Genomic DNA, 17385 nt, shown 5'->3' with positions numbered 1-17385 from the left:
AGTTGATTTTCAAGTTGCAAAAATACGTTGTTTTCATCATTTACGTATAGCTATTGCATGTTTAAAAGTTAGTCAAAACTGTTAATTTTATACTATTGCTCCATAAATAATCTTTGTACTTTTACCCGCATGATATCCGTTGTTTTAGTCGGGACGGGCAATGTGGCCCAAAATCTCTTTCAAGCACTTGAAAGAACGGCCCACGTTAAAATTGAACAGGTGATCGGCAGAAATCCTGAGCATCTTACATTCGCTAAGAGCAAAGCACCTATAAATTCAAATTTTGATGCTATACCCAAAGCGGATATTTATATACTTGCTGTATCTGATGCTGCCATAAGCACTGTTGCCGAAAAGTTCAGGGACTTGAACGGTTTAGTAGTACATACCTCCGGAGCCACATCAATACAGGCTCTAAAACATTGTAGAAATTATGGTGTTTTTTATCCGTTACAAACATTTACAAAAGGAAAGATTATTTCATTTCAGGATATTCCCATTTGTCTAGAACTACATAAAGAAAACGATTGTGAATTACTACACTCTTTAGGTGAAAGCTTAAGCAATAATGTACAATTCATTAATTCAGAAGAACGAAAATCATTACATATTGCGGCTGTATTTGTCAATAATTTTACCAATTATATGTATACCATTGGGGAAGAAATTTGTACGGAAAAAGGTATTGATTTTAAGTTGTTGATACCGTTGATAAAGGAAACCGCTAATAAATTAGATGTCCTTTCCCCTTTAAAGGCACAAACCGGTCCGGCCATAAGAGGGGACCAAAATACACTACACAATCACTTAAAAAACATTAAAAATAAACAGCAACGGGAAATTTATACGTTGTTAAGCAATGCAATTAAAAATACACATGGAGAAAAGCTATAAAGAGTACCTGAAAAATATTACCACTTTTGTGTTTGATGTTGATGGAGTTTTTACCGATGGCAATGTAATCATTACTACAAATGGGGAAATGTTACGTAAAATGAGCGTTAAGGATGGTTATGCGCTAAAAGTTGCATTAAGCAAAGGGTATAATGTTTGTATTATAACAGGTGGCACCAATGAGGGAGTTAAAAGTAGGTTAAGGGGCCTTGGCGTAACCGATATTTATATGGGAGCCCACCATAAAATAGATGCCCTGGAAGAATACATGGATATCTATGATATTGATGCTGCACATATTCTATATATGGGAGATGATATTCCAGATATACCGCCAATGAAAGCGGTAGGAATTGCTACCTGTCCCCAAAATGCGGTGGCAGAAGTGAAGAGCATCAGTAACTACATATCCCATATTAATGGCGGCCATGGCTGTGTACGCGATGTTATTGAACAAGTACTCAAGGTTAAAGGAGACTGGACAAGCCATTTTAGTGCTACAAACGATTAATTATGATTAAAGAACAATTTGAAGGCTTTAACCTAATATTAGCATCAGGGTCCCCTAGAAGGCAACAGTTTTTCAAGGATATGGGCTTAGATTTTGAAGTCCGACTAAAACCAGTGGATGAAGAATATCCACCTCATTTAAAAGCTGCCGAGATTTCCGATTTTCTCGCGCAATTAAAATCAAAGGCTTTTTTAAAAGAGCTAAATAAAAATGACATCTTAATTACTTCAGATACGGTAGTTTGGCACAAAAATGAATCATTGGCAAAAGCCAAAGATGAAAATGAAGCTATTCATATGCTCAATAAACTATCTGGAGATTGGCACCAGGTGATTACTTCGGTTTGTTTCACCACTGCGCAAAAGCAAGTTATTGAACATGCTGTAACAGATGTAAAGTTTAAGGCGCTAACCAATGAGGAGATTACATATTACATAAATCAATATCAACCATACGATAAAGCTGGAGCATATGGTATTCAAGAATGGATTGGTTTAATAGGTATTGAAGAAATAAAGGGATCCTACACCAATGTTGTAGGCCTGCCCACACAATTAACCTACAATACCTTGCTAAATATGACAAAGTAGGTTATCTTAAATAACCTAAAATTTAAAGTCATGAAAAGTTATAAATACACCCTTACCTACCCTGCATTATTTGTACTGGCAACCTTTGTTCTCTATTCTTGCAAGGACCAAGGTAAAAATACGCAAGAAATCCCAGAACAAGTTTCACAAAGCCCCATAACCAAACTTCCTAAAAAACAACTATCAAAAGAGTTCAAGGATTATTGGTATTCAGGAAAGGCAGAAATTACTTCCTATTCCTTAGAACAGGCAAGATATGGAGAACTACGCAATGGTAATGCGGTGCTAATTTATGTTACGGAACCTTTTTTACCTCAAATTCAAGTAAAGGCGGATAAAAAGAATGTTGATAACGTTCCCGTATTAAAACTAAATTCCACTAAAAATTATTTGACCGGTATTTATCCCTATTCAATTATGACCAGTAGCTTTTATCCGGTACATGATAATCAACATGCTTTAAAGGTTTCCTTTTCGTCACAAGAATGGTGCGGACAAGTATACGCGCAATTAAATAATAAGGATGATTTTGAGATCATGTCCCATTCTTATTTTGAAAATGAAGCAGATCAGAATTTAAAACTTGCTAAGACTCATTTGGAAAATGAAATTTGGAACAAGATAAGGATAAACCCTACAACCCTACCAACAGGCTCCTTTAAAATGGTTCCTTCCATGGAATATATAAGGTTGACGCACAAAAAGTTACAGGCATATAGCGCAGAAGCTTCCATTAGTACTTCAAGCGATACTACCGTCTATACAATTACGTACCCAGATTTAGAGCGTACGTTAAAAATACACTTTACAGCTACTTTTCCATACACTATAGAGGGCTGGACAGATACATATAAAGGTGGTTTTGGGCAAGAAGCTAAAGTATTGACCTCTACCGCTACAATAATTAACAGGATTACAACACCCTATTGGAAACAAAACTCAAATAAGGATTTATCTTTGCGCGATAGTTTAGGGTTATAGATTTATGAAAAACTTCATTGCCAACCATCACAGTGAGCTCATTTATAGCCTTGTGGTCTTTATAATTATTCTTATTTTAAAATTTTTATTTACTACAGCGGTTCGCAAAGTCAGTAAATTAAGTGATTTTAATCCCGTAAGAACCAACCTGATTATAAAGTTTATCAATATTGCGTTGACCATTATTGCCATTATTGCCCTTACCTTGGTATGGAGCGTAAATTATAAGGAATTGGGTGTGTTGCTATCATCGGTTTTTGCCGTCATTGGTGTGGCCCTATTTGCACAATGGTCTATACTAAGCAATATTACCGCGGGTGTAATACTATTTTTCTCTTTTCCTTTTAAAATTGGTAATACCATACGCATACTAGATAAAGAATTGAACGATTCTGATGCCGATAATCTAGACACCTTCGTAATTGAGGATATTAGGGCCTTTCACCTACATCTTAGACGTAGCAACGGAGAGATTTTGACTTACCCCAATAATTTGGTTTTACAAAAAGGAGTAATTCTAATATCCACTTACCGTGAAGGTGAATTTTTAAATACCGAAGAAGAAAAAGTTTGATTTTGTTAAAGAAGTTGTAAAAACGCAAGGTTGGCTACTAATCTTGTTATATTTGATTTTACGACCAAAACCACCTTAAAATGCGCCATTTATTAGGATTTTTATCCTGTATCCTTCTAATTAGTTCAACAGTTTTTTCCCAAGCCCCAAAATCATCTTCGCCTGCAGATATTTACCATTCCATAGAAAAATTGAATTTCTTGGGTACCGCACTTTATATTGCAGCACACCCAGATGATGAGAACACACGACTTATTTCATATTTATCCAATAATGTAAAGGCCAGAACCGGATATTTGTCTTTAACCCGTGGTGACGGTGGACAGAATTTAATAGGAACAGAATTACGGGAACTATTAGGAGTATTGCGCACACAAGAATTATTGGCCGCCAGACGTGTAGATGGAGGAGAGCAGTTTTTTACACGCGCCAATGATTTTGGTTATTCCAAACACCCAAACGAAACTTTGGAAATTTGGAACAAGGAAGCTATTTTGGGCGATGTAGTACGGACAATTAGAAAATTTAGACCAGACATTATCATAAACAGGTTTGACCACCGTACACCGGGCAGCACACACGGCCATCATACGTCATCTGCTATGTTAAGTGTAGAAGCATTTGATTTGGCAAATGATATCAATGCCTATCCCGAACAACTGACCGCTGCAAACCCATGGCAGCCAAGTAGATTGTTTTTTAACACATCTTGGTGGTTTTACGGTAGTGAAGAAAATTTTAAAAAGGCGGATAAGTCCAATTTGCTCAATATGGATGTTGGGGTATACTACCCAATGTTGGGCAAATCCAATAACGAAATAGCCTCTTTGGCAAGTAGCCAACATTTATGTCAAGGCTTTGGCAGACTAACCACCAGAGGTTCCGAGAATGAATATATAGAATTATTGAAAGGACAATTGCCCAATGATAAATCAGACCCTTTTGAGGGGATCAATACAAGTTGGTCCAGGGTACAAGGAGGTAAGGAAGTAGGTTCTATATTATATAAAGTAGAAGAAAACTTCAATTTTAAAGACCCTACGGTTCACCTTCCAGATTTGGCAAAGGCCTATGAGTTAATTCAAAAGATTTCTGATGAACATTGGAAAAACTTAAAAACCCAAGAATTGGTCAATATTATCACCGCTATCTTGGGTCTACATTTAGAAGCTACGACACAAACACCATCGTCAAATCCCGGTGAAACGGTTTCCATTGCTATTGAAGCGTTGAACAGAAGTGGCATCAATGTAACCTTGACATCCACCCATATCAATGAAGAACGGTTATCATCAGAAGCGGTTATTCTAAACAACAATGCTACTTATAAGAATACGGTTAACTTTAACATTCCGGCAAACACTAAGTTTACCAGCCCGTATTGGTTGTTGAAGAAGGGTGATTTGGGCATTTATAAAGTTACTGACGGCACCTTAATAGGATTACCGGAAACACCTAGGGCATTTACCGCTATTTTCAACATAAATTTAGAAGGAGTATCTATACCTATAGAACGACCCGTACAGTTTAGATACGCCAGACCGGACAAAGGAGAATTGTATCAACCTTTTGAAATAATACCGGAAGCTACCGCAGAATTCAAAGACAAGGTCGTAATTTTTGCCGATGCTAAATCAAAAAAGATTCCCATAACCATAAAAGCCCATAAGGATAATGTAGAGGGCCAAATTGTATTAAACCTTGGAAAAGGATGGCAGGTAGAACAGACCCAAAAGGGTTTCTCTATTGCCAAAAAGAATGATGAAGTAACCATATATTTTACATTAACGCCACCAGCTACCGAGAATGAAGGTATAATCTCCCCTGTATTAAAAATAAACGGCAAGGAAATAACAAAAGAATTGGTAACCATTGCCTATGACCACATACCTACACAAACCGTACTTTTACCTTCAGAAGCCAAGGTTGTTCGATTGGATATTGAAAAGGCCGGAGAAAATATTGGTTATATCATGGGCGCCGGTGATGAAGTCCCAACTAGTTTAAAACAAATTGGTTATAATGTTCAACTTATAGACCCCACTACCATCACCACAGAATCCTTGGCAAAGTATGATGCGGTTGTAATGGGGATAAGGGCGTACAATGTTGTTGAAGAACTAACATTTAAACAAAAATTTATTCTGGATTATGCAAAGAATGGCGGTACGGTTATTGTGCAATATAATACCGCCAGTAGATGGCGCAATCAGTTTGAAGGTATAGCACCTTACGAACTGACTATTTCAAGAGATAGGGTCACTGATGAAAATAGTACGGTCAATATTATAGCCAAAAATCATTCTTTGGTAAATTTTCCCAATAAAATCAATACAAATGATTTTAACGGATGGGTTCAAGAACGTGGTCTTTATTTCCCTAATAAATGGGGTCCAGAGTTTACACCCATACTTGAAATGAACGATAAGAACGAGGATAGTACAAAAGGAAGTCTTTTAATTGCCCCTTACGGAAAGGGACACTATATTTATACCGGACTTAGCTTTTTTAGGGAATTGCCCATGGGTGTGCCCGGTGCATACAAACTATTCTCCAACCTATTATCCGTAGGGAAAGATAAGGTTGAATCCAAGCAAAAAATTAAAGGATGAAAACAGAACGTGATGAAAATACTACCTGGAAAAAAGAATATACCGTAGTATTGGTCCTCAACTTAATTTATGTTCTAGTTTTTTATTACGTAATGACTTCATATAATTAACATGAAGGAACTAGATTGGTTCATATTGGCGGGCACCCTATTATTCATTGTAGTATATGGTGTTTGGAAAACCAAGGGTAGCAAAAATGTAGATGACTATGTTAGAGGAGGTAACAACTCTAAATGGTGGACTATTGGTTTATCCGTTATGGCAACCCAGGCCAGTGCCATAACTTTTTTATCTACCCCAGGGCAGGCCTTCCATGACGGTATGGGTTTTGTTCAATTCTATTTTGGACTACCTTTTGCCATGATTATCATATGTATGGTATTTGTACCTATATACCATAGAATGAAGGTTTACACGGCCTACGAATTTTTAGAAGGCCGTTTTGATTTAAAAACCCGTTCATTGGCCGCAGTTCTTTTTTTAATCCAAAGAGGACTTGCTGCCGGTATTACAATTTTTGCGCCGTCCATTATATTATCTGCTGTCTTGGGTTGGGATTTAAGGACACTGAACATAATCATAGGAACATTGGTAATCATTTATACCGTATCTGGTGGTACAAAAGCGGTAAGCGTTACGCAAAAGCAGCAAATGTTCATTATCATGACCGGTATGTTCATTACCTTCTTCTTTATATTGGGGTATCTTCCTTCTGACATAACTTTTAGTAAGGCCATGAAGATTGCTGGTGCCAGTAACAAATTGGAAATTTTAAATTTTGATTTCGATACCTCTAGTAGATATACTATTTGGAGTGGTATTACTGGCGGACTTTTCCTCTTTCTAGCGTATTTTGGTACGGACCAGAGTCAAGTACAAAGATATTTATCCGGTAAATCTATTCGTGAAAGTCAATTAGGTTTGGTATTTAATGCCATTTTCAAAATACCTATGCAATTTTTTATTTTGTTGGTGGGTGTAATGGTCTTTGTTTTTTATCAATACAATCCCTCTCCATTGAATTTTAATCCATCGGCTACACAAGCCGTAATGGAATCACCTTTGGCAGAAGATTACAGATTATTGCAGGAAGGCCAAATAGCATTGGAAGCGGAAAAAAGAATTGCCCAGAATAAATTTTCTTCTGCTTTGGAGATTAAGGAATTTACAGCGGTAGAAGAAGCAAAAATGCAGATTATACGTATTAATAAAAGGGATAGTACCAATCGTATGGCCGCCAAATCTTTAATAAGTCAGGCCAATAGCGTAGTTGAGACCAATGATAAGGATTATGTATTCATTCATTTTATCCTCAACAATCTCCCTAGCGGTTTAGTAGGTCTTTTATTGGCTGTTATCCTATCTGCTGCTATGTCTTCCACCGCATCAGAGTTAAATGCCCTTGGCACCATAACTGCTTTGGACCTTTACAAGAGAAATCGTACTGGTACTTTTACGGAAAAACATTACGTTAAAGCATCTAAATATTTTACTTTGTTATGGGGTGTAGTAGCTATATTCATTGCCTGTGTGGCCAATTTATTTGACAATTTAATTCAATTGGTCAATATTATTGGTAGTATTTTTTACGGTAATGTTTTGGGCATCTTTTTAATAGCCTTCTTTTTTAGATTCATTAAAGGAAATGCGGTCTTTTTTGCGGCGATCATAACCCAATTTATTATTTGTATCATTTATTATTACCTTATCCACATTTATCCTTCCGGACAGGAAAAATTAGGATATTTATGGTTAAACTTTTTTGGTGCGGCATTGGTCATTATAATATCCTTTGTATTTGAAGCGTTTGATAGAATGTTAAAAAAGCCGTTATCCACAAACTAAATCCCTAAAAAAACGTTCAGCCCAATTTATGGTTCAAAAAGAAATTGTCTCCTATTTTACAGAACAATATAACACCCAACCACTCGTAATAAAAGCACCTGGAAGAATTAATCTTATAGGGGAGCATACTGATTATAATGAAGGTTTGGTATTACCTGCCTCTATAGAAAAAGCAATATATTTTGCCGTATCCCCTAATGAATCAGGTGAAATTAAGATTGAAACTTTTTTAACCCAACCGGAAAAAATTACCTTTCAATTAAACGGAAAGCACAATAAGTATGCTCGCTTTTGGGGTAACTATTTTAAAGCGATAATTGACATTTTAGTTGAAGAAAAGTATCCTTTAAAAGGTATGAATTGTGTTTTTGGCGGAGACATCCCCATTGGTTCAGGTCTTTCCTCTTCTGCGGCCCTTTGTTGTGGTTTTATTTATGCCATTACAAAAATATCCGGTAAAGCATTGACTAGAGAGCATATAGCTTTGATTGCACAAAAAGCAGAACATAAAATTGGCCTTAATTGTGGCCTCATGGATCAATACGCGGTTCTATTTGGAAAAAAAGAGAATGCATTTTTCCTAGACTGCAAGGATTTGAGTCATAGTTATATCCCTATTAATTTAAAAGGGTATAGCTGGGTATTGATAAACTCTAACATTAAACACAATTTAGCGGTAGATTCCGAATACAATAAAAGAAGAACATCTTGTGAAAATATTGTAGAACTGGTACAACAGAATAAAAAAAACGTAAAATCCTTACGTGATGTTGGGTTGGACGACCTACAGCTTATTTCAACCAAAGCAGATAAAACCGATATAAAACGTGCCAGATATATTATTGAAGAGAATAGCCGTGTTCGCCAAATGATGCAAGCACTAACAGCGGGTAATGCGCAAAATGTAGGTGAGATTCTTAGACAAGGACATTGGGCCATGTCTTCTCAATATGAAATAACCACGCCAGAATTGGATACATTGGTCAAAATTGGTGAGGAATTAGATGGCGTTATGGGTTCTAGAATGATGGGTGGCGGTTTTGGTGGATGCACCATTAACCTTGTTGAAACCAGTAAATTGAACACCTGTATAACTAGCTTACTGGAAAAATATAAAGAACGTACAGGCATAGATGCAGAATATTACCATCTAGCTATTGATGATGGCGTAAAGGAAATGAACTAAACTAGTTATTATAAAAAAAGCCCGTGCATGTAACGCACGGGCTTTTATATATGATAGGTGAACGATTATTTACTCCCCCACTCTTTTAATGAGTCGTTGTTCATTTTTACATAATCATCGTTACCAGCTTCTTTAGCACCGGCCAATGATTTTTTAGCCGCACTGATGGCTCCTTTTTTATCCCCAGCTTTTGCCAAAATTAAAGACTGTTGTCTTAGTTGCCAGAATGCCGGCTTCTCGGTCATTGTCATTGCCTTGTCCATCCATTCCTTTGCCTTTTGTATATCCTTACCTTCACTAGCGTAATATACTGCTGCTGCGTAATAGTCATTTGCGGAAGGTCCGTTCAATGCTTTATCGATACTTTTCATTACGGTAGCATCGGTTGGTACTGAAAAAGGTATAGCTACATAGGTGTTTTCCCAAATAATCCCAATATTGGCACCATTGCTTGTAACATCATCAATAGTAATGGTAAACGTCTCCACCGGCATTTCCATTTTATAGACCGGTACGCTCAATTGAGCAACGACTTTATCTTCTTCCCAAGTTTTAGGAGTACCGCCACCAATAATATCTGTGTAGAAAAACACTTCCCAAGAAGAAGCTCCTGGCTTGGAAAAGAGTGAATAGGTACCAGCTTCTAAAGTATTACCTCCTATGGTAACGTTGGTATCAAAAGAAACTTTGGTATAGGCGTTTGCCCCCGTTCTCCAAAGCTTATTAAAAGGCACCAAATCTCCATATACTTTTCGCCCTCTCATAGAAGGTCTGGAGTAGTCAACGACAACTTCCGTTAAACCTACCGTTTGTATAAATTTTGAAGCCGGACTTGCTGCCGGTGTATTAATTTGAGCCTCAACTGTAAAAGAAGCTACGATTGCCAATAAAAAGAGTACAACTTTATTCATAATTATAGTGATTAGTTTATACCTACGAAATTAGAGATAAACAAACCGCCAAATTGTTAATAAAATCTTAAATAGCCGCTATTGTTCAATTACTTATACACCGCAAAAGGTTTTGCTATGATCCCATCTTCCAAGTAGAGCGCCATATAATACACAGAAGTTTCCAAGGAGATATTGATTGTGCCTTCTTTCTGTATCTCATTTACATTTTCCCAAACGCGTTGTCCTAGTACATTATAAATGATATGACCGTATATATCCTTTGTCGTGGAAATAGAATAATGATAATTATTGGTGGATGTATCTTTATATATAATAAGTTTATCGGTAAAATTCTCATCCGGGTTTTCAGGAATTTCTGGCTCTTCCGGGTTCTCCGGTTCTTCAGGTTCTTCAGGTTCTTCTGGTTCTTCTGGTTCTTCTGGTTCTTCGATCATAAGCTGAAAAGAAAACAGTCTTGAACTGGATTCAATGGTTGGGTTTTGTCTTGAAAAATATTCTGAAGTAAAAAAATAGTTTCCAGAACCTACCGTAGTAATACCTTCCGCCTGAACAAAATTTAACCCCAAAGAACTTAATGAAAGTCCATTAAAAATAGTTTGGGCATCCAAATTTTCTACAAGCCCTATAAATGGGCTCAATATGGTAGAATACCCCAAAATCACCAAAATATTCGCCTCCTTATCATATGTGGCATCCGTAACCAAACCAACATCTTCTATGGCCCCTACCCTTTCTGCTATGTAACTTCCCGGAGTTTTTGGGAAGGCATATGCCACACTCCCCAAACTTTGCCATTGTTTAGTTAGAACAATTAAGTCATCTTCCAAAACAAAAAATGCTTCAGCATCCCAATCACTATTTCCATTATCAGTAAAATCGGTTTGATCGGCATAAGCAAAAAATATGGTACTGGCCTCTACCTCGTTTGAAGACAAGAACGCCGACTTTTCAATTCTATGAACCGCTAAATCTGTTCTAGTGCCTACATTATTTCCAAAATCTCCAATATAAATATATTCCTCATCCTGCGTAATGGCTTCCCAATCCGTATTATCTACATTGGTAACCACTACGGTCCTAGCAATAGATAAATTCACGGTATCCAATTCATATAGCACAGGCTCGTTTCCAGAATCATTGTGGGTAATGAAGTGATTATTGTAAAAAATCAATCCTGAACTTTCCATAATTGCATCTGGCAGTTCACCAATAGTTTGCAAGTTTTGCTGTCCATGAAGTTGCATGCTAAGAAAAAACAGCAATCCAACTAAAATATGTTGATAGGAAATCTTCATAGATGCAAAATAAACTACAATAACGTTAAAACCTTCTGCTTAAGCGATGTAAATTTAAATTAATCGTTAAACCATCGGCACAAAAAACCAAATATTACTATATTTAATTTTTGTTTAACTTATTTTCATTTTAATTAAACAAATAATGGTTATACCTTTGGACAAATACCGAACATGAAACTATATCAATTACACTCAAAACAAGCCCTGCCCATTTCTAAGGGAGAGGCATGGAGTTTTCTCTCTGACCCCAACAATCTAAAGGTCATAACACCTAAACATATGGGTTTTAATATTTTGTCCGGAGCGGATAGACCTATGTTTCCCGGTCAAATAATACAATATAAAGTTTCTCCATTTCCCGGCTACACTACCAAATGGGTTACGGAAATTACACATGTTAGGGTTGGCGAGTATTTCGTAGATGAACAACGATTTGGGCCCTACGCCCTATGGCACCATAAACATTTTATCAAAGAAATTGAACATGGTGTGGAAATGGAAGATATCATTGATTACAAAATACCATTAGGAATTTTTGGTCAAATTGCGCATCCGCTTTTGGTAAAGAAACAATTACTGACCATTTTTAAATACAGGGAAGAAAAATTAAAGGAACTTTTTGGTGCCATAAATCATATTCCCAATCAACTTTCACTAAACACTTTTTAAATGAAAAATATAGTACTTATAGGAGGTTCTCACGGCATTGGCTTAGCCATAGTAAATGAGTTAAAGGAAAACCATCAACTTTTTATAGCCTCCAGAACGGCAGAATCCATTGACCATAAAAATATAACCCATATAGAATTTGATGCTACAAAAGATGAATTAGACCTTGCACAGCTTCCTGAAAAAATTGATGGTTTTGTATATTGTCCGGGTACTATCAACCTTAAACCGTTTAAGATGATGAGCATGGAGACGATTAGGCAGGATATGGAAATTAACTTTTTTGCTATGGTAAAGGTGGTTAAGAGTATTATCGGCAAAATGAGCGAAGGTTCAAGTATGGTATTTTTTAGTACCATTGCCGTAGGTACGGGAATGCCTTTCCACACCAGTGTATCTGCTGCAAAAGGGGCTATTGAAGGTTTTGCAAAGTCCATGGCTGCCGAATATGCACCAAAAATTAGGGTTAATGTTATTGCCCCATCTTTGGTAGACACCCCACTTGCAGGCAGACTTTTGAACAATGAAAAGAAAAGAGAGGCTATGGATGATAGACATCCTTTAAAAAGGGTTGGCACTGCAGACGATATTGCACAAAGTGCCATATACTTGCTAAGCGATAAAAGTACTTGGGTAACCGGACAGGTACTTGGTGTAGATGGTGGCTTATCAACTTTAAATATACATTAATGTCCAGTAAAAAAGTTTCTATATTTTGGTTTAGGAGAGATTTGAGATTAGATGACAATGTAGGTTTTTTGGAGGCCTTAAAGGGAGATTGCCCCGTGCTGCCCATTTTTATCTTTGACACTGAAATATTGTCCAAACTCCCCAAGGATGATGCAAGGTTAAATTTCATATATGACACTTTGCAGCAAATGCGAAATGAACTTCAAGAGAAACATAACAGTTCATTGGCCATGTATTCCGGAAAACCCAATGATATTTTCAGCAAATTAATAACCGAATATGACATTAATACGGTATATACCAATGGCGATTATGAACCCTATGCCAAAGAACGTGATGCCAACATAGGTAAACTTTTAATAGATAATGATATAAAATTTAAAACATATAAGGATCAAGTAATTTTTGAAAAATCTGAAGTTGTAAAAGATGATGGGGAACCCTATGTGGTCTATACCCCTTATAAAAATAAATGGAAAGAAATATTTGAAGCCGATAAGGATTTACAAATTAATTATACAAGTCAGCATCTGCAGAATTTAATTGAGCATACCAGACTACCTAATTTATCGTTAAGTGATATTGGTTTTGAAAAATCAGAAATAAAGGTTCCTGATTATGATGTTACGCCAACATTAATCGATAATTATGAAGACACCAGAAATTTTCCAGCCTTGGAAAATGGTACTTCTCATTTAGGGCCGCATTTGCGCTTTGGTACCGTATCCGTCCGTAAAATGATAAAGAAGGCCATTGCGGAAAAAAATGAAGTATTCTGGAGCGAACTTATTTGGAGGGAGTTTTTTATGACCATTCTTTGGCATTTTCCTCATACCGTAGACCAAGCATTCCGTCCCAAATATGACCGTATAGATTGGAGAAATAACGAAGATGAATTTGACAAGTGGAAGAATGGTAAAACGGGATATTTATTGGTAGATGCGGGTATGCGTGAACTTAATAAAACTGGCTATATGCACAACCGTGTAAGAATGCTTGTTGCAAGTTTCTTATGCAAACATTTGTTGATAGATTGGCGCTGGGGCGAAACGTATTTTGCAGAAAAATTGCTGGATTATGAAATGAGTTCCAATGTAGGCAACTGGCAATGGGCGGCAGGTAGCGGCGTGGATGCCTCTCCTTACTTTAGAATATTCAATCCCATGACCCAAGTAGATAAATTTGACAAAAACAAGGAATACATCAAGAAGTGGATTCCAGAATATGGCACAGATGATTATCCAGATAAGATGGTGGATCACAAAAAAGCAAGGGAACGTTGTTTAGAAACCTATAAAGAAGCGGTTGCTTAATTACGATATCTACAAATCTTGCAATAAGCCCATGCATTCTATTTAGTTTATGGTTGAAGTTGAGTATCTTTAAAAAGACTAACGAGATAACTACCTAAACTAATTTAAAATGAAAAAACCACTTTTATTGGCGCTCTGTTTATGCTTGGGCACCACTGTTTTTGGTCAAAAATTGAGCAAGGACAAAAAACAACTTATTGAATCTGTTGAAAAACACAAGGAAGAACTTATTAAAATCAGTGATTCTATTTGGGCATTGGCAGAAACCGCTTTTGACGAAACAGAATCTTCTCGCATTCTTGCCGATTATGCTGAAAAAAATGGTTTAACGGTAACAAGAGGTGTTGCAGACATACCCACGGCCTTTACCGCTACATACGGCTCTGGAAGTCCTGTAATCAGTATTCTTGGAGAATTTGATGCCCTACCGGGCATTTCGCAAAAAACTACACCTGTAAAAGAACCTTTTAAGGAAGGTGCCGCAGGACATGGATGTGGTCATAATATGTTCGGCACCGCCAGTTTAGGTTCTGCCATAGCCATTAAAGAGCTCATGGACGCCGGTAAAATTAAGGGTACGGTAAAATTTTTAGGTACACCGGCAGAAGAAAAATATTTTGCTAAAGTTTGGATGGTAAAAGCCGGACTTTGGGACGATGTTGATGTAAATATTAGCTGGCATCCGTCAGCAGAAATTGAAGCAGATGTGCAGAGCGGATTATCATTAATTGATTTTATTGTTGAATTCTACGGACAAACCGCACACGCCTCAGCCGATCCTTGGAACGGCCGTAGTGCATCAGATGCGTTGGAGCTTTATACTACGGGCATTAATTACTATAGAGAACATATTTTACCTACTTCTAGAATCCATTACCATATACAGGATGGAGGTCAAGTAGTAAATGTGGTGCCCGATTACGCAAAATTATGGGTTCGTGTTAGAGACCCAAAAAGGTCAAAAATGCTACCCACATATGAACGAGTAAAAGAAATGGCAGAAGGTGCGGCAATCATGGCCAATGTAGAATATAAAATTTCATTGGTTTCCGGAATTTATGAAACCTTGGTAAATCGTGCAGGAGGAGAAATCATGCAAGAAAATTTGGAGTTATTGGGACCCATAACCTATACGGAAGAAGAAACGGTTTTTGGTAAAGCCATACAAAAAGCTACAGGCAAACCAGAAATAGGTATGGATGGTGCTGTGCATCCTTTAAAGGAAACCGAAGAAAATCCCGGTGGCGGCTCAACAGATGTAGGTGATGTAAGTTGGAATGTACCCAATATAAATCTTGGTGTTTCCGTGGCGCCCAAAGGTACTCCTTGGCATTCATGGGCCGTAGTGGCCTGTGGCGGTATGTCCATTGGACATAAGGGAATGATACATGCATCTAAGGCAATGGCAATGACCATGCTGGACCTTTTTAAAGAGCCAAAATTGGTTACCAAAGTAAAAGAAGAGTTTAAAACCAGAAAAAGAGACGAAGTTTACGAGCCTATGATCGATGGTCCACCGCCATTAAAGGGTAAATAAAGCAATTAAAAGAAGCTATCCTAAACGGTAGCTTCTTTTAATTTTAAGTATCTTCAAACTCATAAATATTCAGAACATCATGAAGAATTTTATTGTCGCATTATTTTGTATTTACTCCACCGTAGGTGTTGCCCAAAAGTTTCAATTTCAGTTTGATCATCAATCTATCGTGGTATCGGATGTAAATATCAGTGCAGATTTTTATGGTAATATTTTAGGATTAGAGGAAACCAAACATCCAGACAACCCTTCTAACATACGTTGGTTTGTGGTCAATGGAAACTCACATGTTCATTTAATTGAGCGCGATTTTGTTCCCTTCGAAAAAAATAAATCCATGCACCTATGTCTTTCTACTCAAGATTTAGAAGGTGTCATAGCACATTTAGAAAAAAACAATATTACCTACTGGGATTGGCCAGGTAAGAAAAATGCCGTAACCACTAGAAAAGATAACGTACGTCAAATATATATTCAAGATCCAGATAAGTATTGGATAGAAATTAATACCGCCATACATTAATTAAGATTTTTATTGATGAAAATATTTCAACTAAGCTTTCCTTGGCAAACGCAAGACCCCTTTTTATTCTGTGTGTATCATTTAGACCATTATCCTAAAGGCAATGGAGAAATGGGACCAAAAGATTCCCTACAGGGTAGACCATTGGGTAATGATTTTGTAGGCAAGGATGGTTGGCGTATGTACCATGGAACAACTATTCCCGGTTTTCCTGCGCATCCACATCGTGGCTTTGAAACTATAACTATTGCCAACAAGGGCTATTGTGACCATTCTGATTCATTAGGAGCTGCAGGCCGATTTGGAGAAGGTGATGTTCAATGGATGACTGCCGGAAGTGGGGTACAACATTCAGAAATGTTTCCACTACTACATACCGACAAAGAAAATACTTTAGAGCTTTTCCAGATTTGGTTAAACCTTCCACAAAAGAACAAACTGGTTGCACCTCACTTTAAAATGCTTTGGAATGAAGATATTCCCAAAATACATTTGCATGGTGCCACTATCAAATTAATTGCCGGTAACTTTGATAACTACAAGGCACTACCATCAGCTCCTGATTCTTGGGCAGCTGTTTTAAATAACGACGTAGCCATTTGGACCATTCATATCCAGGCCAATGAACAGGTTACATTGCCATTAGCAAAGACAGGTACACTACGTACTATTTATTTCTATGATGGAAAGGAAATCATTATTTCAGAAAAAACCATTTTACCAAATCATGGAATAGAGGCCGATGCTTCTGAGGAAATGACTATTAAGGCGAAAGATAAAGAGGCCTTTTTACTGGTCTTACAGGGCAAACCCATTAATGAACCAGTAGCCAAATACGGGCCTTTTGTAATGAATACACAAAAGGAGTTGGAGCAGGCTATGGATGAATTTAGGCTTACCCAATTTGGAGGTTGGCCATGGCGTTATCCTGATCAAGTGCATGATGCTGACCGTGGGCGTTTTGCGCAATATCCTGATGGGGAAATTATTGAAAAGTAATGTTAGACCTTATTCGTCTTATTTGTGATACGGGTCTGTTTGTACTCATATGGATGGTACAGCTAATAATATACCCTAGTTTTATCTTTTACGAGCCTAAAGACCTATACAAATGGCATTCCAAATATACCAAAAGGATAGCCTTTATTGTAATACCACTTATGTTAGGACAATTGCTAACCGTATTCTTACAATTGTACCTTCAATTTAATTGGTATTCTATGATCAGCGTTATTTTAGTTTTGGGGT

The 17385-nt window shown here is 37.1% G+C and carries 16 protein-coding genes; 14 read left to right on the top strand and 2 right to left on the bottom strand.

Annotated elements, in window-relative coordinates; genetic code table 11:
• Positions 1-129 precede the first annotated feature (129 nt).
• From ABVM52_RS16030 to galK, 8 genes are all read left to right on the top strand, one after another.
• The gene (locus tag ABVM52_RS16030) at positions 130-894 is read left to right on the top strand and encodes a Rossmann-like and DUF2520 domain-containing protein (protein WP_405382088.1); all 765 of its coding nucleotides are present in this window, start codon (positions 130-132) and stop codon (positions 892-894) included.
• Positions 878-1405, top strand: a complete 528-nt coding sequence (locus tag ABVM52_RS16025) for a KdsC family phosphatase (protein WP_405382087.1) — start codon at positions 878-880, stop codon at positions 1403-1405. Before ABVM52_RS16030 ends, ABVM52_RS16025 begins: the two co-directional genes overlap by 17 nt.
• Positions 1406-1407: 2 nt before the next feature.
• Complete coding sequence (locus ABVM52_RS16020) at positions 1408-1995, top strand: Maf family nucleotide pyrophosphatase (protein ID WP_405382086.1); 588 nt, start codon at positions 1408-1410, stop codon at positions 1993-1995.
• Positions 1996-2025: 30 nt separating this feature from the next.
• Positions 2026-2976: a septum formation inhibitor Maf gene (locus tag ABVM52_RS16015; protein ID WP_405382085.1), complete on the top strand. Its 951-nt coding sequence runs from the start codon at positions 2026-2028 to the stop codon at positions 2974-2976.
• Positions 2977-2980: 4 nt separating this feature from the next.
• Complete coding sequence (locus tag ABVM52_RS16010; protein WP_405382084.1) at positions 2981-3550, top strand: mechanosensitive ion channel domain-containing protein; 570 nt, start codon at positions 2981-2983, stop codon at positions 3548-3550.
• A gap of 80 nt (positions 3551-3630) precedes the next feature.
• Positions 3631-6162: a PIG-L family deacetylase gene (locus ABVM52_RS16005; protein WP_405382083.1), complete on the top strand. Its 2532-nt coding sequence runs from the start codon at positions 3631-3633 to the stop codon at positions 6160-6162.
• A 111-nt stretch (positions 6163-6273) separates the two neighbouring features.
• Positions 6274-8007 (top strand): sodium:solute symporter, encoded by a 1734-nt coding sequence (locus ABVM52_RS16000; RefSeq protein WP_405382082.1) that lies wholly within the window; start codon positions 6274-6276, stop codon positions 8005-8007.
• Positions 8008-8035: 28 nt separating this feature from the next.
• Positions 8036-9193, top strand: coding sequence for a galactokinase (gene galK / locus ABVM52_RS15995; RefSeq protein ID WP_405382081.1), 1158 nt, complete (start codon positions 8036-8038; stop codon positions 9191-9193).
• Between the two features lie 65 nt (positions 9194-9258).
• Here galK and ABVM52_RS15990 read toward each other — a convergent pair whose 3' ends face one another.
• On the bottom strand, positions 9259-10104 hold the full coding sequence (locus ABVM52_RS15990) for a DUF2911 domain-containing protein (protein WP_405382080.1): 846 nt from the start codon (positions 10102-10104) through the stop codon (positions 9259-9261).
• 89 nt (positions 10105-10193) lie between these two features.
• Positions 10194-11402 carry a hypothetical protein gene (locus ABVM52_RS15985; protein ID WP_405382079.1) on the bottom strand — a complete coding sequence of 403 codons (1209 nt, stop codon included), beginning with the start codon at positions 11400-11402 and terminating at the stop codon, positions 10194-10196.
• Between the two features lie 174 nt (positions 11403-11576).
• On the opposite strand from ABVM52_RS15985, the gene ABVM52_RS15980 reads away from it, so the two are divergent.
• From ABVM52_RS15980 to ABVM52_RS15955, 6 genes are all read left to right on the top strand, one after another.
• Entirely contained in the window at positions 11577-12074 is a 498-nt protein-coding gene (locus ABVM52_RS15980) for a cell division inhibitor (protein WP_405382078.1), read from the top strand.
• Positions 12075-12764: an SDR family NAD(P)-dependent oxidoreductase gene (locus ABVM52_RS15975; RefSeq protein WP_405382077.1), complete on the top strand. Its 690-nt coding sequence runs from the start codon at positions 12075-12077 to the stop codon at positions 12762-12764.
• Positions 12764-14077, top strand: coding sequence for a cryptochrome/photolyase family protein (locus ABVM52_RS15970; protein WP_405382076.1), 1314 nt, complete (start codon positions 12764-12766; stop codon positions 14075-14077). Before ABVM52_RS15975 ends, ABVM52_RS15970 begins: the two co-directional genes overlap by 1 nt.
• Before the next feature lie 109 nt (positions 14078-14186).
• The gene (locus tag ABVM52_RS15965) at positions 14187-15614 is read left to right on the top strand and encodes an amidohydrolase (protein ID WP_405382075.1); all 1428 of its coding nucleotides are present in this window, start codon (positions 14187-14189) and stop codon (positions 15612-15614) included.
• Positions 15615-15693: 79 nt separating this feature from the next.
• A complete protein-coding gene (locus tag ABVM52_RS15960; protein WP_405382074.1) occupies positions 15694-16137 on the top strand; it encodes a VOC family protein in 444 nt (147 codons plus the stop codon).
• Positions 16138-16152: 15 nt separating this feature from the next.
• Entirely contained in the window at positions 16153-17136 is a 984-nt protein-coding gene (locus ABVM52_RS15955; RefSeq protein WP_405382073.1) for a pirin family protein, read from the top strand.
• The last annotated feature ends 249 nt before the right edge of the window (positions 17137-17385 follow it).

The organism is Maribacter sp. LLG6340-A2, assembly GCF_045057105.1.
Classification (GTDB): Bacteria; Bacteroidota; Bacteroidia; order Flavobacteriales; family Flavobacteriaceae; genus Maribacter.
The sequence above is the reverse complement of the archived record's forward strand: the minus strand, read 5'-3'. Positions and strand labels throughout refer to the sequence as shown.